This window comes from Algoriphagus antarcticus (genome assembly GCF_002150685.1).
GTDB classification, from domain to species: Bacteria; Bacteroidota; Bacteroidia; order Cytophagales; family Cyclobacteriaceae; genus Algoriphagus; species Algoriphagus antarcticus.
Genome location: NZ_MSSW01000103.1, coordinates 1 through 20,429, shown reverse-complemented (window position 1 = coordinate 20,429; position 20,429 = coordinate 1). Strand labels below are relative to the sequence as shown.

Genomic DNA, 20,429 nt, shown 5'->3' with positions numbered 1-20,429 from the left:
GCCTACATACAGACTGATTTTTTACCCAAATAGCTTTTCCAAAATCTTATAGGTAATCAGATAAGTTGGCCTCACTCCTTCCATACCCAAAGCTCCGGAAGCCAAGGTACTTCCTGTTTCCAGTGGATTATCCGAAGCATAGTAAGCGTAAAGAACTTTCACATTTGAACGGATGGACTTACGGATCTTCGATGCCGACTGAATCGCTTTTTGATAGTGAGCGCCCTCCATTTCCAATCCAATTGCTTTCCAAGAAGACTCCATGAAGTAAGTAAGAATGTCTTTATTCTGAAGGGAAGTTCCCAATACAGATATCATGGGACCAGAATAGACTCCCAAGCCAAAGCCTTCGAAATCTGATTTTTTCAATTCATTCTTGAATGGGTAGTTGTCTGCAGTTCCTTCAAATACGTGCGCATTTGGAATCATCAGATCACTCTTTCCTCCATATAGTATTCCCGCCTTTCCCATGATCGATGTGGATACCACATCCAAAGGAATTGATTTACCATCCTTGTCATACGGCTTAAGCAGCTCATCAAAGCATTCGTAGGCTTGCTCCCCAAAGGCATAATCCATCACCACGAATACTGGTCTCTTCTCTTTTTCTTTTGGCAACATAACGCCGGGTATAAGCTCATCTTTCTCCAAAAGTGCTGTATCGATGATCTGGGCGCCAATGTTTGTTCCTGACTCATCTGGAAGATTGATAAAGCCATGCTTGGCCGCATACTTATCAATTGCATCCCCCTTGTTATTTTTTGCTTTGACAGAAATGTCCATCACGACAGCTTCCAGTGCCTCGTAGGTTTTTAGATTAAGCAATTGGACACCATAAATTGTATTGACTACTGAGTGGAGATTAGCAGAAATAATATGAATTGGGCGTTTTAGCAAATCATGCTCATCCAATGACGTCTTTATCCTTCTAGCCCACATTTCACCGTAAACGTGATGTCCGATTCGTTCTCTTAATGTAGTCGAAAAAGATATCTCACGATCCAAATGCTTGGTAGCTTCATCCTGAGCAAGTTTGCCCATGTGATAAACAATGGAAAACAGACTGTTAGAATTACTGCTTCTTTCAAACTTATCGACCGCCACTTTGGTCTCCTCGTAGGTTCTACCGATAAGGTGACTGAGGTATGCGCTCGCCGCTTCTTTTTCAAAGTCTTCACCCGCTGCTTCCTTCTGCACAAATTCCTCCAGCATCAGCCAATTGGTAGAAATCTTGCCCTTTGCATCTGTGCTGTTATTGTAAATTTTGTTTGACTCGATATACAAAAAAGTCAAGTGAGTCAAGATATCGTAGATATCTGAGCGTCCACGCGTCATCTCTACGTACATAATGTGCTCATCAAGTCTATAGCAATTTCGCTTACGTTTGGAAGGAATGATCGCATCAAGCTTGGAAGTCTCATAGCCTTCACGACTGATCAGTCGCACGAAGCGGCATTCTTCTATCCCCCGTGGAAGCCGCTCCATCACGTAGAGCAATCCATCCAATTCGATCTTTTCGTTGTCTGTAACCAATCCATAAATCTCAGGGCTCAAGACACGCAAGGAATCTACCAGACTTTCACCCGAAACTCCCATTGGTTTGTAGCTACCTCTTGTAAAAAGGTGCCTCATCGTAATATATAATCGCTCAATGGCGGCTCTCGATTCGTGTGCTCTGGTTCTTTTCATCTGTTTATAATTTGATTTTTAAGGTCAGATGGAATCTCGCATGGTAGATAATCATCCAGTTTCTGACACTTGAGTCATGCTCGATTTCATCTGTTTATAATTTGATTTTTAAGGTCAGATGGAATCTCGCTTGGTAGATAATCATCCAGTGTCTGACGCTTGAGTCATGCTCGATTTCATCTGTTTATAATTTGATTTTTAAGGTCAGATGGAGTCTCGCTTGGAAGATAAGCATCCCTCTTTGTATCGCCTTCGACCTGCTCGATTTCATAAGTGCAAATGGGTTGTGCGAGACGAAAATAGCAAATACTATTTTAAGCGCCCTGCAAAGAGTTTCTTAAGCTGATCCACTTTTGGTTTTACTACGAACTGACAATAAGGCTGTGCTCCGTTCTGATTATAGTAATCCTGATGATAATTCTCTGCTGTATAAAAATTAGTAAAAGCAGAGATCTCAGTTACAATTGGATCATCAAAGACCTTAGAATCATTTAATTGAGTTTTGATCTTGCTAGCCAGTTTTTCCTGCTCCGGATTGTAATAGAAAATTGCAGATCGGTATTGAGGGCCAGCATCGGTACCTTGTCTATTAAGTGAAGTTGGATCGTGCGTTGCCCAAAAAACTTCCAAAAGTTCTGACAAACGTATCACAGCCGGATCGTAAAAAACCTGAATTACTTCGGCGTGACCTGTAGTTCCAGAACAAATTGCATTGTAAGTCGGGTTTTCAACAAATCCTCCTGAATATCCCGAAACGACCTTTTCTACACCTCTCAGGCGCTGAAAAACTGCTTCGATACACCAAAAGCATCCTGCTCCCAACGTGATCATTTCTAACCCTGAAGGAATCTGTACCTTTGTTTTGGAAAGTAGCAATTCCTTATCCATAGCTCAATTTAAATATTGCTTTACAAACTGAAACTAATCTTCTATAGTTTGTTTGGGGATGATATTTTCAGAGAATTAGCCTTACTCGGATCAAGTTCATCGTCATTGATTATTATAAGACCTTCCCGGGACAGAGCTATTGCTTCGGAATTCACTTCTTCGAGAAATTGCTCCCAATCTTCTGGATACATCTGTAGTACAACTTCCGATGAGGCAAAACTCTCATCCTTCTTTCGCCTAAGCATATCTAAAATAGCTGCTCTGAGAACTTCCATAGCTGGGATTTATCTACAAACCATCACAAATGCTGGAGGAAGATTTTTAAGAGTAAAGCTTGTATTTACTCCTTCAAAGTGTTTTTTGAATAAATTCTTCAATAAGTAGGAATAGCAAATTTGAATAAAAAAACCGCTTTGAGTAAGTGCAGTTTTACTTTGACAAAGGATCTGATCCCTTACTTCTGGTGCAATAAAACTAAAAGGCAAACTGGAAAGGACATAATCTGCTTTTTTACCCTGTAGATACTTACCGATATTTTCAGCTGAATCATTAATAATTCTTACGTTATCTTGTGGAAATAGCTTTTCCATAGACTTGCAAAAAGATTTGCTGATTTCAAAAACCAAAAGCTCAGAATCTGGATCTAAGTTATCCACTATTCCTTTAGTGATACTTCCATCTCCTCCTCCCAATTCAATAATTAATTTGGCACCTTTAAAATCCACATGAGTAAGCATTTTCTTTACCAATGTTTTTGAACTGAATGTAACTGCTCCAGTGGTGCTAAGATTGGAGTATAATTCCAACAACAAATCTGATTTGCCCATATAATATTTAATTCTCTCCTTGAAGATACCTGATTTTGCCCTATCTTTTCGGTCATCTCCCAAAAAGTAACGCGTAAATATGGCCCAAAAGGCTGAAATTCGATCTAACCTTCCAGCAAAAATTCAAACTACTCTAAGCAATTTCTGGAGTATGTCGCTGATATTCTCAATCTTAATGATTTTGTTGAGAGCAATTGAAATGATTTTAATTTTCAATTCTCATACAATTCGCGTCACTTTTCTAGAGGTAATTGGTTACAGTCTGTTTGAGGACTTCAACTGGATTCTCTATTTTCTGGGTTTACTCTTCATCCTTCACGTAGTTAATAGTTTAGTATCCGCTACGCTTGCAAAACGCTTCACCCAAGTTTGGTTGGTCATAGCACTTTTAGCTCAAAGTGCCTTGGTTTTCTATTTTCTCAAAACTCTAGTACCACTTGGGAAAGACCTTTTTGCTTATAATATAGATGACATAATTATTACTGTGCGCTCTTCTGGACAGCTCAACTTCATGACAATTGGTGGTGGAATCGTATTCAGCGCTCTTATATTTTTCATCTTCAACATTGTAAACAAGCATCTGATTTTCAAGACAAAAACCTCGATGGTCTTTACCATAACTATGTACTGGTTTTTGATCTTCATCTACTTTATCCCATTTTCCGATTCTAACAAATTGAATGAAGTAAAGGCCAATATTCAGCTAAATAAATCTAAGTACCTCTCCGAGCAATCATTCGATTACTTCATGTATAGCGGAGAGTATTACTTTGATTTCTATCTAAGATCGCTAAACGAGGCCTTGTTTGTCAAGAAGGAATTTATAGATCCGACCTATCCTTTTCTTCACACTGCTGACTATCCTGATGTGCTGAGTCCCTATTTCGATAGCCTCTCTTCTCCTCCGGATATTGTTTTCGTGCTAATAGAAAGTTTAGGCAAAGCATATTCAGGGAAAGATGCTTACCTCGGGAGCTTCACTCCTTTTCTTGACTCGCTGGAGTCGCATAGTTTGGTTTGGACAAATGCTATTTCTTCTACCGGCAGAACCTTTGGTATTCTTCCCGGGCTTTTCGCAGGACTTCCTTACGGCCAAAGAGGTTTTCTTGAGTTATATGAAGACTATCCGCACCATGAAAGCCTATTAAGTATCCTAAAGGAAAACGACTACGAAACCAGCTTTTTCTTAGGTACTGATGCTAGTTTTGATCATCAAGAGGAATTTCTGGAAAATGCCGGCTTATCCGAATTGATAGATATTCAAGGCTTTGATCCCAAATATGAAAAAATGGCTTCTAACACTGGATTTTCATGGGGATACGGTGACAAAGAGTTATTCAAAAATGGTTTATCTTTTTTCCCTAAAAGCGATGGCAAACCTCAACTGGGGATATTCCAGACAATCACATCACATGACCCATATTTAGTTCCTGAACGTGAATTCTATTCGGTAAAGTTTGAAGATCATTTAGAAAATTACCTGAATTTGTCCGAGGCCAAAAAAACTGAGTACAGGGATTATCAAAACATTTACATGACGATTCTTTATGCAGATGATGCTGTCAAGGATTTTATCACCTCCTACAGCAAGAAGCCTGAATTCGCCAATACGATCTTTGTATTCACGGGAGATCATCGCTTACCGGAAATCCCGATGGCTTCCAGATTGGACCGTTTTCATGTCCCTCTGATCATCTATTCTCCCCTGATCAACAGACCAACTTATTTCAAAGGAATGACTAGTCATTTTGAAGTTACTCCTTCTCTGCTGGCATTCTTGCAGGCTCAGATAGGGATCCAACTCCCAGAACAGGAAGTTTGGATGGGACAGGTTTTGGATACCTCACGAGTGTTCCAATCCAAGATTGCCATGCCGCTGATGCGAAATAAGAATCAATTGTTAGAATACCTTAATGGAGAATATTTTCTATCTGATGATCAGTTATTTGTCATTACAGACGGCTTGAATATCGACCCCGTCGAAGATCAAAACCTGAAGAACAAATTGACAGGAGAGTTCGAGGATTTCAAAAACAAAAATAATTACACTATACAAACGCATAAGCTGTTGCCAGTGGATTAATATTTCTGTATGTAAGCTTTCTGCCAGTAAGCGAATTCTCTTTGGTCAACGGGTTGGAAGTCCGAAGGCCGAAGACCGAAGTAAACCAGAATTCAATGTGTCTTTGGACCTTCGATAATATAAATTTTCTACTGGCAAGATTCTGAATAATGGATCATAAATAGACTGAATTTTATACGATTTGATATCCGTTAGCTTACGAAGTCAACTTTTTGAAAGTAGCGGGAATTCCGTATAATCACATTAATATTTTATGATTATACTGAATCCTGCCACTAGCCAAATTAAATTTCATCACCACCTCAGCATACTTCGACTAGCTCAGCAGAACTGCTCGGTGTCCGGAGATAATGGTTCTTGGGGGTCCTTGACATATTTCTAAACCGGTGGCGGAGCCACTAGTAGTGAGCATGCCAAACCAAGCTGAGGCCATTTGGTGTATTAATGGCTACTGGTATGAAAGCGTATAATCAGATGAAATTAGTCTGATTGTTTCTCTTCGTAGGTTTTTTCCAAAATCTGAGCAAGTAATGGATAAAAATAATTCCAGTAAAAGCTCTCTCTATCAGTATAATCTGACACTAGGTGAAATCCTCTCCAAAGCATCGGTAAGCCTGTGAAGCGTGGAGAACCAATGGAATTCTGCATATCTGAGAAGTCTCCTGCAAAATAATAGAATGTCCCCTTTCCCACGTCCTTGATGACCGCCGCGGGAAAATATCGCGGCAGCCCCATATTTCTAAGCTTTTCTTTTCCCAGCTCAGATGGCTCAATGTCATAATAGGAAATCACCTGATAATCACGCTCTATCAGCACAATATCAAACCAATCAGGATAGGGTACTATCTCGGGAAGCTTGAACCCATGTTGATTGATCCGCTGTGTACGGATTTTGGGTGTTTCTCCAAAATAGTCTAAGCCATTAGAAAAAGCTTCTACACTCCCGTTTTCATGAACGAAAACAATTCCAGGCCCAGCAGGAACCCATGTATTCTCATGTTGTCCTACGTATTGACTAATAAACCATTTAGGTATATCAGAATTGACCGTGGTATCCATCTCATCAAAATATCGAGCTATCCACCCTGTCCATTTAAGTCCCATTAAATTCTCAAACTCCGTTCTAATACCTACAGAAGTTGGCGAGGCCATAGTATTGAATTCGGCGATGATCGTCTTATTCTGCGCGGCTACTTCACGCAATAAATTGATGTCACCCCGGTTTAAACCACCGTAAATTTTCTTTGAAATCTCCTCAGAATCTACCTTTTTAAAATCATCTTCAAATACTCCATAGGTATCTGCGAAGTAAAGAATATCAAGAATTGAAGCAGTTTTTAATAACTCACTTTCAGAAAGTTGCCTGATGTCTTTTGAAGTTCCGTAAGAAGGAGTTTTATCAGGAAAAAACCCAAAATAATCTTTTCCTTCATCGTACAATTCACCGGCCTGATTCTGAATCTTCATATGGTCAAATGCCCAGAAAAGAGCATGATGTTCTCGATAGCTATCTGTAGGTACAGTCTTATCTATGACCAAAATCTCCATCTCTTTAGCTGGATAAACGATCCAGAGCAAATAGCTGAACAACGGAATAAAGATCAGAATAAATAGGAAGGGCAAAAGCCGTCCAAAAGAAACCTTAAATTCTTCTGTAAAGATTCTTTTCATCAAAATCGATATTCAACACCAAAGGATAAATTCAAATTATTTCTAAATCGATCTGGCCCAAGCTCATCAAAGCTATAACCAGAAAAGCCATAAATCATAAATCGGTCCGTAATCAACTGCTGGTAGCCTACCCTGGCACGATAGGAATTTAGAAGTTGAGTTGGATCACGGGTTTCCTCGTCAGGAGAAACCCCTGTACTCAACTGTATAGAGAAGAAATCCTCTCCTGTTTTGAAGTAATATCTTGCTTGAAAATTTCCTGAGGTCCCCAAACTATTTCCAGTTCCAGGAATTAAGTTCCCACGAAGATTTAACCACCAATTACCCACATATTTACCAACTGACGCAGTGTATATAGTGGTTGTTTCCGAAAATTGTAGGTACCTAAAACCAGCATCAACTTCCCACGCTTTTGGCAAATTGTAATAGATAGATGCACCAAACCTAAACTCAGGAAAGAAGCTTGCGGAAGATCCTCCAATATTCAAATAAGCATATGCTTTTTCTCCTAAAGAAGGATAAGCGTCTAATTCGAACAATGTCCCATTAGCATCAAAACGAGCCGATTGAGTCACTCTTGCTATAAGAGTGCCGGTCAAATTCGTCCGTGTCCTGCCATAAAGTGAAAAGGTATTCCAAGGCGAAATATCCCCTTCGAAAGTATCGTAATCATAAGTAACGCCAACTGCATTATTTCTTCTTAAGCGTTGCAAAGTTTGCATGTAATCAAGCAAAGCTTCATTCTTGTATTTTTTCTCAAATAGATCTTCTGCTATGTCATAAGCCTCATTGTACTCTTCTCTGTAGTAATAGAGCCGGGATTCTTTATATCGCAATCCATTTGGAAGCGGCTGTCCCAAATTGTCTTTAGCTTTTGCCAAAACTTCTTCTGCTTGATCATATTGCTCAGCCCAGGACAGATTATCCAAATAGGCAGAATATCCATCTGCATAGTCAGGAGCCGAAAGGATTGCCCGATCGAGATAGATAGATGCGGAATCATTTTTACCTTCCCAGGCATAACTTCTTCCTACTAAAATCAAAATATCTGCATAATCAGGGTATTTGGATAGGGCGCGGAAAGCGATCTTTCTGCCCTCAATATACTTTCCATCCAAAATCAGTGTCCGTGCATCCACGAGTAAAGCATCAGGATCAAAAGAATCCTGTGCCTTCGCACCGAATGCAAAAACCATGGAACATGTCAGAAGAATAAATACTTTTTTCATGATCAAGAATTCAATGTGTCAGGCTCAATGTTCTTTTTGTCTTCCGATTTCTTAAAGCCAGTGCGGATCATTTGGCCCCAGCCACCTTTACCTTTTATAAAGTCCCAGTGGCCGCCTAGCCCCCAATAGACAATCTTTGGGTGAATCAAAAACGGCTCAAGAAAAACTGTTAAGATTAGCTTCTTCAGATCCTTTTTGTCTTTGTAGTTATTGTAAGAAATCTGCTCATATAATATACTGAATGAGGATACGAGGATAGAAAATAGGTACAAAACAACGAAAAGGGCTATGAAATAGAATGCTGAGAAATCACCGATAATAATCAAAACTAAAGTATAAACTAGCCCCACCAACTCTAATACGGGAGCCATTTTTTCAAATAGGTTCCAATACGGATAGGATACCATCCCCATGAAACCGTAGTTTGAATTGAAACGAATCACGCGATGAAGTTGAAGTGTTTCAATTGTCCCACGAATCCAGCGATTTCTCTGTCGTGAAAGAATCTTTTCATCCTCCGGCACCTCCGTCCAGCAAAGGGGATCAGGGACAAAACTAACTTTATACGGAATATTCCGCTCCTCCATGTGACGACGCATTCGTACTACCAGTTCCATATCTTCTCCTACAGTCTTAGGGAAATATCCTCCTACTTCTACCACTAGGTCACGCTTGAAAAACCCAAAAGCACCTGAAATAAGCATCAAACCATTTAATCTGCTCCAAGCCATTCTTCCCATCAAAAATGCTCTACAGTATTCAATAACTTGAAACCTCCCCAAAAGCGTCGTAGGCACACGATATTTGGTTACCGTACCATCTTGTACATCACAATTATTTGCAATACCAATCACACCTCCTACCGCAATTACTTTTCTGTTGGTCTCTTCCATGAATGGCCTTACCATCCTGATGATAGACTCATGGGAAAGGATGCAATCCACATCGATACACGCTAGAAGTTCTTTGGAAGCGACATTGATACCTGTATTTAGCGCATCTGCCTTGCCTCCGTTTTCTTTATCGATTACCACAAGTCTATTGTAAGAGCGATTTTTCGATTTGTAAATTCCCCGTACAGGTTGTGCAGGGATCTCTTCATAATATGCGAAATCGGTGATTTCCATTTCAAAATAGTTGATCAGCTTCTCTAGGGTGTCGTCTTTTGAGCCATCGTTGATCACAATTACTTCAAACTTCCCATAATGAAGTGAAAGCAAGCTCTTGACATTTTGCACAATAGTCTCTCCTTCGTTGTAGGCTGGCGCCAAAATAGAAACTCCAGGAGCCATTGGAGAAGTGATAATATCCTCGTAGTCAGCAAATCTATTTTTCTTTCTGTGATCTCGCATTTCTAATGCGCTCAAAATCATGATGAGCAAGTATGTAACGATCACAGAAAAACTGAGGAACAGAAAAATAATCCCCAAAACTTCCATAATTACATAAAACAAGAAACTATACATCTTGGAGCAGCGGGTCTGATAAATGCTTATTGATTCGATGTAGATCTGAATTAGAATCTACATTGATGAATTGACTATAGAGCTCTCCGTTTAAATTCTGAAGGCTTTTCAGAAAAATCACTTTTAATCTAAAACCGGGAGAGCCTTCTAATATTTCATAAATTATCTTGGCAGAACTATCATCACCAATTTCTCCTGCTGCCTTTGCTGCTACACAAACCAACTCGATATTTTCAGATTTTAGACTACTATTTATTACTTCTATATGTGCTGGAACTCCCAAATATTCGAATGTTTTGATAATCTCAATTTTCTCTTCATCAGAAACCGTTACAAATTTTTCTTCCAATTCCACCAGTAGATCTACCAATCCTAGTATACGAACCAGCTTGTAACCAAATAATCTTATACTCTGATTATGAGAACTGAATAAGGTATTAATACGAAGGTCTCTTGAAGAATTCAGATACTTAATGATCCGTAGATAGTTCATTTGCTGCCAGCTCGAAAGTGGAAAAGTCTGATCGCGAAGAAACGAAAGATCAACATTCTCTGAAAGATTCAATACGGTTGCTACCGCCTGAGATCGAATGTGAAAATTAGGAGAATTGACGTGCTTCTGCACTTCTTTCAATGCCTCCGTCAAATCCATTTCATTTACTTCCACCAATCCTGACACTACCCTATCCCACCTAGAGCTTTTCAGCTTCTCGATGGTATCTTTTTCAAGATTTAGTCTCTTATAGAGTACTTTTATTTTGAGTTTAAAATCACCCTTCATTTTTTTGTTGAGAGCCAATATTCGCTCTACAAGCACTTGCACATAGATAGGTTTTTTGAGCTGCTTGGCAGGGAAATTTTGATTCAGTTCCTCATCACTCAAAGACTCTAATTCCTCAAGACTTTTATCAAATAAAATCTCCGAAAGTGGCCCCACAATTTGTGCGTCGTACAACGCAAAGAGCTTTTCTATTCGATTTCCCTGTACTTTTAAAATCAGCATAAAGAGAATCATACCGAAAGCAAACAGGACAAAAATTGAAATTGTGAAGATGACTACAAACATTTTAAAATCGCCTACATATGCGAAACCATCTGACTGTAAAGAAGAATATCTTTCTCTACTAGCTAGAGAAATTAAATCTCTTCCATTCAAATTATCAGTAGCAACAGGCTCCAAATCTCCAATTTTAAGAAGATTAGACACGTATTCTTGTACTGCTTCGAAAGTATTTGCTTCCGAATACAATAGAAATTGAATGTTTGAAGAGGTGGAATCAGATAGAAATAGACTATCCCTCAAGGCAAGTGCACTAGTGAAATCAGTCATTCCCGCATCTGTTGCAGAAGTACCTGCAGTACTGTCCAATAATATCTGTCCGGCAGGATCAAGCAATCGGAATTTTAGTCCAGGGATTTCTCCCTGACTTTTCAAAAAATCAACAAATGAAGTAGAATCAGGGAAAGCCTGATCTTCCTGACCCAAAACAACCTCTGTCTTGCTCATCAAAAACAGCAAGAACACAAGTGCAACTGCGTTTTTAACTAACATGAATTAAGATCTAAGGATACGTTTTACACGGATGGCTAATTCATTAGGGTTAAATGGCTTGGGGATAAAATCAGCTACGCCTAAATTAAAAGCTTCCAACACAATTTTCTCTTCTTCTCCTAAGGAACTCAGAACTATAATAGGAACCTCAGGTTTAGTTTTTCTAGCGTGATGGATGATTTCAATTCCATTTTTGAAAGGAATCATTACATCTGTAATGATCAAATCAAGGGTCTCTGTATCGATGGCGATGATGCCGGCATTCCCATCTTTCACCAATACAGTTGTATAACCATCTTTCTTGAGACGGAATTGCACTAAGCTGGAAATAAGCAAATCATCCTCGATTATTAGGATTTTTTTCATTTTTTGGGGGTGACACTATGCTCAAAGATAGTATCTATAACACAAAACAATACATTATTTACCAGTCAAATAAATTCACATTATCAAGTGTGAAACTTGTAGAGATTAAACAGTATTTCAAATCAAGTATCCTGCCATTGGTCAAAAAATAAGTTGTAAAAAATAATTCCGAATGGATTCCAAAAACGCTTTTACTAGCTTGCTTTTCGAAATATATCCAACAATCGGCGGGAGATTGATCCTAGAAACATGTAAGTAAGATCACAGCATTTTCTAGTTTCAACCCTCCTCTCTAATTTAAAACCATTTCTATCATATGAAAAAAGAACTACTGCATGCAGGCGTTTTTTGCTTGTTGGTTTCAGGATGGCTTTCTTCCAGCCTGGCTTTTGCGCAAAGCGACCCATCTGGAAAGAAACGAATCACTGATACCTATGCAATAACAAATGCTACTGTTTTCACAGCTCCTGGTCAATCTGGGGTCAAGGCCACAGTCCTCATTAAAGACGGATTGATAGTAGGAGTCGGGAGCAATTTGAGCCTGCCCAATGAAGCCAAAACCATTGCTGGTGACTCTTTATTTATCTATCCAGGATTTATTGATGCTGCCAGTGATGTAGGCATCACCAAACCAAAAGATCCTGAAAGACCTGATGATTTTGTTTCTTCCAATCCATCCGATGAGATCGCTGGTATCACGCCATGGAGATCGGCTGTTGATCAGTTTTCTATCAAAGATAGTAAGGTAGATGACCTTAGAAAAGTCGGATTTACCATCGCCCAGATAATGCCGGATGGAGGTATGCTAGCTGGAAAAGCTGCAATCATCCTATTAGGTGCAGAAAATTCCACCAATTTATTGAAAGAAAACTCTGGCTTAGCAGCCAGCTTTAGTGGTTCTAGAGGAATGTACCCAGGTACCGCTGTAGGTGTGATGGCAAAATTCAGAGAGATATATGATAACACTGAGCTTTCCTCCCAGAGATCGCAGAAATACACTACTGTCTCAGGCTTGAAGCGTCCTGAGATCACACCTACCTATTCTGCGATGCAGGAAGTATTGTCAGGTCAGATTCCTGTTTTATTTTCTACTTCCTCCGAATTGGAAATCAGAAGAGCAATCAGTCTTCAAAAAGAAAAAGGATTTAAACTAGTATTGACTGGATTGGAAGACTACGAGGAGGTGATAGACGTAATCAAAGCTTCTGGAGCTAGTGTGCTGGTGAAACTGGAAATCCCTGACGACAAAGCTATCAAAGCTCAGAAGGATGATGCAACTGAGGAGGTAAAGGTTCTGAATGCTCGGGTGAAAAAAGCTTATGATGAGGCGGTTGCACAAGCTAGTAAATTGGAAGCAGCTGGTATTCCTTTCGCATTCACTACAGTAGGTGTGAAATCCGGAGATATTATGAAAGCTCTTCAGACAATGATCAAGAACGGACTTTCCGAGAAATCAGCGCTTGCTGCTTTGACCACCAACTCCGCTTCAATCTTAGGAATAAGTAAAGTGGCTGGATCAATAGAGAAAGGTAAAATGGCAAATTTGATTTTGAGCACAGATTCTATTTTCGCAGAAGATTCTCAAATCAAGCACATCGTAGTGGATGGATATATCTACGACTATGATACCAAAGCCAAAAAGAAAGATTCAAAAGATGGTAAAGAAGACGGGACTGTCAAGATCGAAGGAAACTGGGAATACACGTCTGAAAGTCCAGCAGGATCTTCAGGAGGAATACTTTCTATTCAAAAAGAAGGCTCAGACTATACCGGCACGATCACTTATGATGATCCTTCAGGTTCTGGCAAAGCTACTTCGCCAATAAAAAATGTAGTGCTAGATGGCAGTACATTATCTTTTTCGTTTGATGTCACAGCAAATGGAATGGAGATCTTAGTAGAAGTTTCTGGGGAGGTGGATTCAGATAGCTTCAAAGGCACCATGAATGTGGGCGAATTTGGATCATTTCCATTTGAAGGCACACTCAATCCAACTCTAATCGCAAACAAGTAAAGAAATGAAAAAAGCAAATTATTTTCTTGCCGCTCTGTTGGGTCTGAGTATTCAGTTTGCCTCAGCCCAAGTGAAAAAAGGCAGTATATTGATAAAGAACGCTACTGTTCTTACGATTACAGAAGGAACACTTGAGAATTCAGATGTTCTTGTTCAAGATGGTATCATCAAGAAAGTTGGTCAAAATCTAAATGCTCCAAATGGAGTAACAACTATAGATGCTACCGGGAAATTCCTGATGCCAGGTATCATTGATGCGCATTCGCATCTTGGTCTAGACGTGGTCAATGAAGCTACCGCGCCAATTGTAGCTGAAGTGAGAATGAAAGACGTGGTGAATCCCTATGAAGTAGGAATATATCGCGCGCTAGCTGGCGGAGTGACTATCTCACATGCGATGCATGGATCTGCAAATGTGATCGGTGGACAAAACGCAACCTTAAAACATAGATGGGGATCTACAGATCCAGCGGATATCATCATGCAGGATGCTCCTCGAACCATTAAGTTCGCCTTGGGTGAAAACCCAACTAGAGTTCATGGAAGAGGTAATAACATCCAGCCACGAACTAGAATGGGAGTGGAAGCTATTTTAAGAAATGGTTTCAATGAAGCGATCCAGTACCAAAAAGCTTGGGATTCTTACAACTCAGAATCTTCTAAGAAAGGAAACTCTGCAATGCCACCCGTTAACAACGAAAGGCTTCAAATTCTATCAGATATATTGAATGATAAAATCATCATCCATTGCCACTCCTATCGTGCGGATGAGATCTACATGCTAATCAACGTGGCCAGAGACTTCGGAATCACCAAACTGGTTTTCCAGCATACCAACGAAGGCTTCAAAGTAGCTCCGGAGATTGCGGAATATACTATGGGGGCTTCAGTCTTTGCAGATTGGTGGGCATACAAATTTGAAGTGTACTACTCCACTGCATACAACGCAGCTATCTTGACAGAAAATGGCGCCATCACCTCTATCAATTCTGATGATGCTGAGTTGATCCGTCACCTATATCATGAGGCTGCGAAAACGCAGCGATATGGAGGAATGACAGATGAGCAGGCACTTGCTATGATTACTATCAATCCTGCCAAGCAATTGGGTATTTCGGATAAAGTAGGTTCAATCGAAGAAGGCAAGCAGGCGGATTTGGTAATCTTTGAAGGCCATCCTCTTTCCTCCTATACTGTCCCGCAGATGACATTTGTAGATGGAGTGAAATACTTCGACATCAAAGAAGATGAGGATGATCAGCGGTTGAAAGTCGCCCCTACAGAGATGGTTGATGCGGTGATGATTTATGAAGGTCACGACAGCAGATGTATGCAGGATACTGAGCATCTGTTTGAGACGACCAATTCACTTTTCCAATTAAATTACTAATCACCCGTATTCAAAGAAGACATGAAAAGACTAAATAAAATCTTTATCGCCTTCCTCCTTGCCCTATTGCCTATGATGGCGATGGCACAGATTGACGGGGAAGTGATCAAACCAAGAGCGGGTAAGTTCTTACTGCAAAATGCTACGGTAGTTACCATTACCCAGGGCGTTTTGAACAACACCTCCGTATTGGTGGATGATGGAAAAATAAAGCAGATCGGAGCTAATATCGCAACCGATGGAGCTGAAGTAATAGACTGTAGTGGGAAATTCATCTACCCAGGTATGATAGATGGTGGAACCAAACTAGGTTTGGTGGAAGTGAGCTCTGTGGCAGAAACAGTGGATTATGCAGAAATAGGAAATTTCTCTCCAAATATGCAGGCTTTGACCGCAGTCAATCCTAATTCTGTAGCTATTCCAGTGACTAGAGTTTCTGGTGTTACTACGGTTCTTACCGCTCCAGCAGGGGGATTATTCCCAGGAACAGCCGCTCTTATAAATCTTAATGGCTATACTCCAGACCAGATGTATGCTGGTTTCAAAGGCATCGTGATGAACTTCCCAAGCTCCGGGCGTCGAGGCAGATATGATCGTCGCTCTGATGAGGACATCAAAAAAGCGAATGAGAAAGCCGTCAAAGAAGCAAATGAACTTTGGGAAAAAGCAAAGAGCTATGGTTCTCTCGTTTCAAACGGGGCAGAATTGGACTATTATCCTGAGATGGAGCAGCTTGCAAAAGCAACAACTGGTGAACTGCCTCTTTTGATCGAGGTAAATGCTGCCTCTGATATTCTGGCTGCTATCAAATGGGTGGCAGATAAAGGTACTAAAGTGATTTTCACTGGTGTAGCTGAAGGCTGGAGAGTAGCAGATGAAATTGCAAAAGCTGGAATCCCAGTGGTGACAGGACCTATCCAAGCATTGCCCACTCGTGATTCAGATCGCTACGATACTCCTTATGCAAATGCCGGTAAAATGGCAAAAGCAGGTGTGAAAGTTGCAATCAGAACCGACGAGCAAGAGAACGTAAGAAATTTACCTTTCTTTGCGGCTTTCGCCGCTGCTTATGGAATGGGTAAAGAAGAAGCTTGGAAAGCGGTAACAATCAATCCTGCTGAAATCTTCGGCGTGGCAGACCAATACGGATCTGTAGAGACTGGAAAAGTTGCAAACCTGATCGTGGCTGATGGTGATCCTTTTGAGACCAAAACCAACATCATGCATGTGTTTATAAATGGGTATAGAATGCCGCTTTCTAACCGTCAAATCAGACTTTACCAAGAATTCTTAGATCGTTCTCCTGGATTGAAGATGAATTAATTTTCAAATTTAACTCAATTAAAACCGCAAGGATAGCTCTACTATGGGTCATTTCTTGTGGTTTTCTTTTATTTTGCCCTAGCTATGAAATCGAGCATGACGAAACCGTCACCCAAAGGGATGAGTATTTACTATGCGAGATTCCATCTGACCTTTGAAAATAAAAAAAACAGATGAAAAAAATATATATCCCAATTTTAGTTTCCCTGCTCACCTTGCTATTCTCTTGCAACAGCGAAGATAACACCGAGCAAGTAAGCAAGTTTATTGAAGCCAAAAGAGCCGAAGTCGCACCGGATAAACGTGTGGCGCTTTGGGATTTGACCTTCGAAAATGACTCTTTAAAAGGTGAAACTGATCAAACTGCAGCGTTGGAAGAATTGATTGAAGATCTTAAATCCCAGCAAATCAACTTCACTGATGCCGTGCTTCGTCTGCCTGATGCAGGATTGGGAGAAAAAACCAAAGCGTTAGTAACCATCTCTGTGGCTAATATCCGAAGCAATCCAAAACACTCAGCTGAGCTTGCCACGCAAGCACTCATGGGAACCCCTCTCAATGTGCTCAAGGAAGAGGATGGATGGTTCCTTGTCCAAACACCCGATGGATATCTTTCTTGGGTGGACAGAGCAGGGATCCACTTGATGACTGAAGCGGAGCTGGAGCATTGGTATAGAGAGCCAAAGGTAGTTTTCACAGCACTCACGGGCTATGTTTGGCAAAGTTCTGATCAGACTGAAATGGTTTCTGATCTCGTTGCAGGAGATATTTTAACAATCCAAGAAGAGACTAAAGATCAGATCAACGTATCCCTTCCAGATGGTCGGGAAGGCTGGATTTCTGCGAAAGAAGCTCAGGATTGGGATAGTTGGATCGCTTCCAGAAATACCACTCCGGAAGCGCTGATTTCTACTGCCAAGCAAATGATGGGAACGCCATACCTCTGGGGCGGCACCTCGATCAAAGGTGTTGATTGCAGTGGATTTACCAAAACTATTTATTACCTCAATGGACAGATCATTCCACGTGATGCCTCCCAGCAAATCAATGAAGGTGAGCTGGTCGATGCCGATAAAAACTGGGACAAACTTCAAGTCGGAGATTTACTGTTTTTCGGAGTGAAAGGCACAGCTGAGAAAAAAGAGCGGGTAGTCCATGTAGGCATGTGGATAGGAAATGGAGAGTTTATCCATTCCAGAGGCTTGGTGAGAATATCAAGCTTTGACCCAGAAAACCCAAATTACGATGAGTACGAACTAGGCAGATACCTTAGAACAAAGAGGATTGTCAATGTTCCTTCCGAGCACATATTATCAGTATCAGAACTTTTAACTAACAATTAACCATGTCCATAAACAAAACATTTTTCGGGATTGCAGTCGCACTTGGCTTCGGTATTTCTGCCAATGCCCAACAAGTCACCGGCTTTTTCCCAAAGGATAAAAGTAAAGAGGCTGCCATCGAGCAGGAATATCTCAAAGCTGTAAACTACGAGCAGTTTAAAGTTCACCTGAAAGAACTGACCAAAGCGCCGCACATTGCCGGAACTCCGGAAAACGAAGCGGTAGCGGCTTATATGACCAAAGTGATGTCAGATGCCGGAATGGACGTGACCTCCTACCCTTATGACGTCTATTTGCCAAATGATCCAGGCGAATCACTTTTGGAAATTATCACACCCGATAAAATGACCTTGTCACAGCAAGAAGGTCCAATCGAGGGCGATCCCTTTTCTACTGATCCAAGGCTGCACAAAGGTTTTAATGCTTACTCTGGTTCTGGAGATGTCACGGCTGAGGTGGTTTATGCGAATTATGGAGTGAAGGCTGACTTCGAGAAACTTGCAGAAATGGGCGTTGACCTAAAAGGAAAAGTGGTTATCGCTCGCTATGGCGGAAATTTCCGTGGTTACAAAGCAAAATTTGCCGAGCAATATGGTGCAGCTGCATTGATCATATATACTGATCCAAAAGATTCAGGATTTGGAAAAGGCGATGTGTATCCAGACGGGCCATTTTATAATGAAACAACAATTCAGCGAGGTTCCTTACTGACTTTGGATTACACGGGAGATCCATTGACTCCCTTCGAACCGGCGTTGCCTTTGGATGGAGATAAAAAAATAAAGCGACTCGATCCAAAAGATGTGGCTTTCCACACAATCCCTGTATCACCAATTGGATATGGCGCTGCAAAGGAAATCCTGAGCAGAATGAAGGGATCTTCTGTTCCTGAAGAATGGCAGGGCGGCTTGCCTTTCGAATATAGAATTACCGGCGGTTCTGAGCTGAAAGTACGGGTGAAAGTAGATCAGCCAGTTGATTATATCAGAGCAAATAACATTGTTGGTAAGTTCGTAGGAAGTGAATATCCAGACGAATGGATCATTCTGGGAAGTCACTACGATGCCTGGAGTTTTGGTGCGACTGATCCCAATTCTGGTACAGCTATGATGTTGACTTTGGCAGAGGCGATCGGTGAATTGATCAAAAATGGTGAGGCACCAAAAAGATCCATTCTGATCGGACACTGGGATGCAGAAGAGCAAGGCGTGATCGGATCTACCGAATGGGTGGAGCAATTCAAGGATGAATTGGGTGCAAAAGCAGTGATTTATATGAATTTTGATGGTGCAGTTTCCGGTAGAAACTTTGGCGTATCTGCGGCTCCTACCTTGAAAAACCTGATCATCGAAGCTTCTAAAGAAGTGGCTTATCCAGATTCTGCCAAAACTGTTTTCCAAGTCTGGGCTGGGAATAAGGAAGAGCCGAGTATAGGTAACCTAGGCGGTGGATCAGATCATATAGCTTTCTATATGTACGCTGGAGTACCAAGTATGAGCGGTGGTTCAGGTGGAACTTCTGCCTACCATTCCAACTATGACAACTTCCATTACTATAGCAAATTTGTAGATCCAACATTCAAAATGGGCGGAACTGTCGCTTCTGTGATTGGTGTTCTCACGCTTCGGCTGGCAAATGCTACCATCATTCCTTACGATGTGCCGCGTTATGCCCAGGATTTAAGAATCCATTTCGATAACGCCGTCAAGTCTGTAATAGAACTTGATTCTTCATTTACTTCATTTGACCAAGTGGATACAGCGATTGAAAAGTTAAAAGTAAGTTCGGCAGCTTATCAGACTTCAATGAATGCCGCTTTGGCATCAGGCGAACTTTCTGAAAAGGAAATTCAAAGGCTGAATAAGGAATTGATATCCTTGGAAAAAAGCTGGATAGATCCTAAGGGAATGTATTTCGGTACCTGGTATAAGTCGCTTTATGTGAGTACAGATCCATTCTCTGGATATGCTTCCTGGATTTTGCCCGGCATCAAATATGAGGTAGAAACCAAGTCAACTGATCGCTTGGAAGAATGGGATACTCGTTATTCTAAAGCGATTCTGAACTTGAGCAAAAAAGTGGAGAAGATGACGAAGTCTTTGAAATAAGATATTAGACGTAAGAGTTTAGATTCAAGACATTAGAAAACAGGGCTTAGATTGATTTCTAAGCCCTTTGTGCAAAAAAAAACTGCTCAAGGCAGTCAGCAAGCGGCCACTAATATAAAAATGTCCTAGCTTCAGCCGAGTATGAATCGTCCCTATGGAACTTCAGTTATTTTCATTCACTTTTTTTCAACGGACTGAAGTCCGTTGTTTCAAAATTGGCCGTTCCTCCGGAACTATATACAGAGCCATCGGCTCGATCAATAGTGTAAGGATGGATTTCAGTCCATGCAATACAGCAAAGAAGCAGTATCTTAAATCCATAGGATCGGCACATTTCAAAAGTATGTAAACGGACTGAAGTCCGTTGTTTCAAAATTGGCCGTTCCTCCGGAACTATATACAGAGCCATCGGCTCGATCAATAGTGTAAGGATGGACTTCAGTCCATCCACCACAGCAAAGAAGCAATACCTTAGATCCG

General features: G+C 40.8%; 16 protein-coding genes. 6 read left to right on the top strand and 10 right to left on the bottom strand.

What is annotated here, in order from left to right:
* Positions 1-21: 21 nt before the first annotated feature.
* The 4 genes from BVH04_RS24025 to BVH04_RS24010 form a co-directional block, all read right to left on the bottom strand.
* Positions 22-1,689 carry a DUF6909 family protein gene (locus BVH04_RS24025; protein WP_086543999.1) on the bottom strand — a complete coding sequence of 556 codons (1,668 nt, stop codon included), beginning with the start codon at positions 1,687-1,689 and terminating at the stop codon, positions 22-24.
* Between the two features lie 309 nt (positions 1,690-1,998).
* A complete protein-coding gene (gene msrA / locus BVH04_RS24020; protein ID WP_086543998.1) occupies positions 1,999-2,577 on the bottom strand; it encodes a peptide-methionine (S)-S-oxide reductase MsrA in 579 nt (192 codons plus the stop codon).
* Positions 2,578-2,618: 41 nt separating this feature from the next.
* Positions 2,619-2,852 carry a DUF3253 domain-containing protein gene (locus BVH04_RS24015; protein WP_086543997.1) on the bottom strand — a complete coding sequence of 78 codons (234 nt, stop codon included), beginning with the start codon at positions 2,850-2,852 and terminating at the stop codon, positions 2,619-2,621.
* A 9-nt stretch (positions 2,853-2,861) separates the two neighbouring features.
* Positions 2,862-3,404 (bottom strand): class I SAM-dependent methyltransferase, encoded by a 543-nt coding sequence (locus BVH04_RS24010; protein WP_086544001.1) that lies wholly within the window; start codon positions 3,402-3,404, stop codon positions 2,862-2,864.
* Positions 3,405-3,555: 151 nt separating this feature from the next.
* Here BVH04_RS24010 and BVH04_RS24005 point away from each other — a divergent pair, with 151 nt between their 5' ends.
* On the top strand, positions 3,556-5,487 hold the full coding sequence (locus BVH04_RS24005; RefSeq protein WP_169714510.1) for an LTA synthase family protein: 1,932 nt from the start codon (positions 3,556-3,558) through the stop codon (positions 5,485-5,487).
* A gap of 480 nt (positions 5,488-5,967) precedes the next feature.
* On the opposite strand, the gene BVH04_RS24000 is transcribed toward BVH04_RS24005, so the two are convergent.
* From BVH04_RS24000 to BVH04_RS23980, 5 genes are read right to left on the bottom strand one after another with little or no spacing between them, the layout of a single operon-like run.
* A complete protein-coding gene (locus BVH04_RS24000) occupies positions 5,968-7,158 on the bottom strand; it encodes a hypothetical protein (protein ID WP_086543995.1) in 1,191 nt (396 codons plus the stop codon).
* Positions 7,158-8,387, bottom strand: coding sequence for a YaiO family outer membrane beta-barrel protein (locus BVH04_RS23995; protein WP_086543994.1), 1,230 nt, complete (start codon positions 8,385-8,387; stop codon positions 7,158-7,160). Before BVH04_RS23995 ends, BVH04_RS24000 begins: the two co-directional genes overlap by 1 nt.
* Before the next feature lie 2 nt (positions 8,388-8,389).
* A complete protein-coding gene (locus BVH04_RS23990) occupies positions 8,390-9,853 on the bottom strand; it encodes a glycosyltransferase family 2 protein (RefSeq protein ID WP_086543993.1) in 1,464 nt (487 codons plus the stop codon).
* Positions 9,846-11,405, bottom strand: coding sequence for a hypothetical protein (locus tag BVH04_RS23985; RefSeq protein ID WP_086543992.1), 1,560 nt, complete (start codon positions 11,403-11,405; stop codon positions 9,846-9,848). Before BVH04_RS23985 ends, BVH04_RS23990 begins: the two co-directional genes overlap by 8 nt.
* Positions 11,406-11,408: 3 nt before the next feature.
* Positions 11,409-11,771, bottom strand: coding sequence for a response regulator transcription factor (locus BVH04_RS23980; protein ID WP_086543991.1), 363 nt, complete (start codon positions 11,769-11,771; stop codon positions 11,409-11,411).
* A 316-nt stretch (positions 11,772-12,087) separates the two neighbouring features.
* On the opposite strand from BVH04_RS23980, the gene BVH04_RS23975 reads away from it, so the two are divergent.
* From BVH04_RS23975 to BVH04_RS23955, 5 genes are all read left to right on the top strand, one after another.
* Entirely contained in the window at positions 12,088-13,785 is a 1,698-nt protein-coding gene (locus BVH04_RS23975; protein ID WP_240511054.1) for an amidohydrolase family protein, read from the top strand.
* A gap of 4 nt (positions 13,786-13,789) precedes the next feature.
* On the top strand, positions 13,790-15,175 hold the full coding sequence (locus BVH04_RS23970; RefSeq protein ID WP_086543990.1) for an amidohydrolase family protein: 1,386 nt from the start codon (positions 13,790-13,792) through the stop codon (positions 15,173-15,175).
* Between the two features lie 21 nt (positions 15,176-15,196).
* Positions 15,197-16,498 (top strand): amidohydrolase family protein, encoded by a 1,302-nt coding sequence (locus tag BVH04_RS23965; RefSeq protein WP_086543989.1) that lies wholly within the window; start codon positions 15,197-15,199, stop codon positions 16,496-16,498.
* A 173-nt stretch (positions 16,499-16,671) separates the two neighbouring features.
* Positions 16,672-17,841 carry a C40 family peptidase gene (locus BVH04_RS23960; RefSeq protein WP_086543988.1) on the top strand — a complete coding sequence of 390 codons (1,170 nt, stop codon included), beginning with the start codon at positions 16,672-16,674 and terminating at the stop codon, positions 17,839-17,841.
* A gap of 2 nt (positions 17,842-17,843) precedes the next feature.
* A complete protein-coding gene (locus tag BVH04_RS23955; protein WP_086543987.1) occupies positions 17,844-19,949 on the top strand; it encodes a M28 family peptidase in 2,106 nt (701 codons plus the stop codon).
* 172 nt (positions 19,950-20,121) lie between these two features.
* Here BVH04_RS23955 and BVH04_RS25640 read toward each other — a convergent pair.
* A partial coding sequence (locus BVH04_RS25640) for a hypothetical protein (RefSeq protein WP_169714509.1) occupies positions 20,122-20,429 on the bottom strand: 308 nt, incomplete at its 5' end.

Coding starts and splice junctions, on each gene's coding strand:
- msrA (WP_086543998.1), bottom strand. CDS start 2,577: ATGGATAAGGAATTGCTACTTTCCAAAACAAAGGTACAGATTCCTTCA.
- BVH04_RS24000 (WP_086543995.1), bottom strand. CDS start 7,158: ATGAAAAGAATCTTTACAGAAGAATTTAAGGTTTCTTTTGGACGGCTT.
- BVH04_RS23990 (WP_086543993.1), bottom strand. CDS start 9,853: ATGTATAGTTTCTTGTTTTATGTAATTATGGAAGTTTTGGGGATTATT.
- BVH04_RS24010 (WP_086544001.1), bottom strand. CDS start 3,404: ATGGGCAAATCAGATTTGTTGTTGGAATTATACTCCAATCTTAGCACC.
- BVH04_RS23960 (WP_086543988.1), top strand. CDS start 16,672: ATGAAAAAAATATATATCCCAATTTTAGTTTCCCTGCTCACCTTGCTA.
- BVH04_RS24025 (WP_086543999.1), bottom strand. CDS start 1,689: ATGAAAAGAACCAGAGCACACGAATCGAGAGCCGCCATTGAGCGATTA.
- BVH04_RS23975 (WP_240511054.1), top strand. CDS start 12,088: ATGAAAAAAGAACTACTGCATGCAGGCGTTTTTTGCTTGTTGGTTTCA.
- BVH04_RS24005 (WP_169714510.1), top strand. CDS start 3,556: ATGTCGCTGATATTCTCAATCTTAATGATTTTGTTGAGAGCAATTGAA.
- BVH04_RS23955 (WP_086543987.1), top strand. CDS start 17,844: ATGTCCATAAACAAAACATTTTTCGGGATTGCAGTCGCACTTGGCTTC.
- BVH04_RS23965 (WP_086543989.1), top strand. CDS start 15,197: ATGAAAAGACTAAATAAAATCTTTATCGCCTTCCTCCTTGCCCTATTG.
- BVH04_RS23980 (WP_086543991.1), bottom strand. CDS start 11,771: ATGAAAAAAATCCTAATAATCGAGGATGATTTGCTTATTTCCAGCTTA.
- BVH04_RS23985 (WP_086543992.1), bottom strand. CDS start 11,405: ATGTTAGTTAAAAACGCAGTTGCACTTGTGTTCTTGCTGTTTTTGATG.
- BVH04_RS24015 (WP_086543997.1), bottom strand. CDS start 2,852: ATGGAAGTTCTCAGAGCAGCTATTTTAGATATGCTTAGGCGAAAGAAG.
- BVH04_RS23995 (WP_086543994.1), bottom strand. CDS start 8,387: ATGAAAAAAGTATTTATTCTTCTGACATGTTCCATGGTTTTTGCATTC.
- BVH04_RS23970 (WP_086543990.1), top strand. CDS start 13,790: ATGAAAAAAGCAAATTATTTTCTTGCCGCTCTGTTGGGTCTGAGTATT.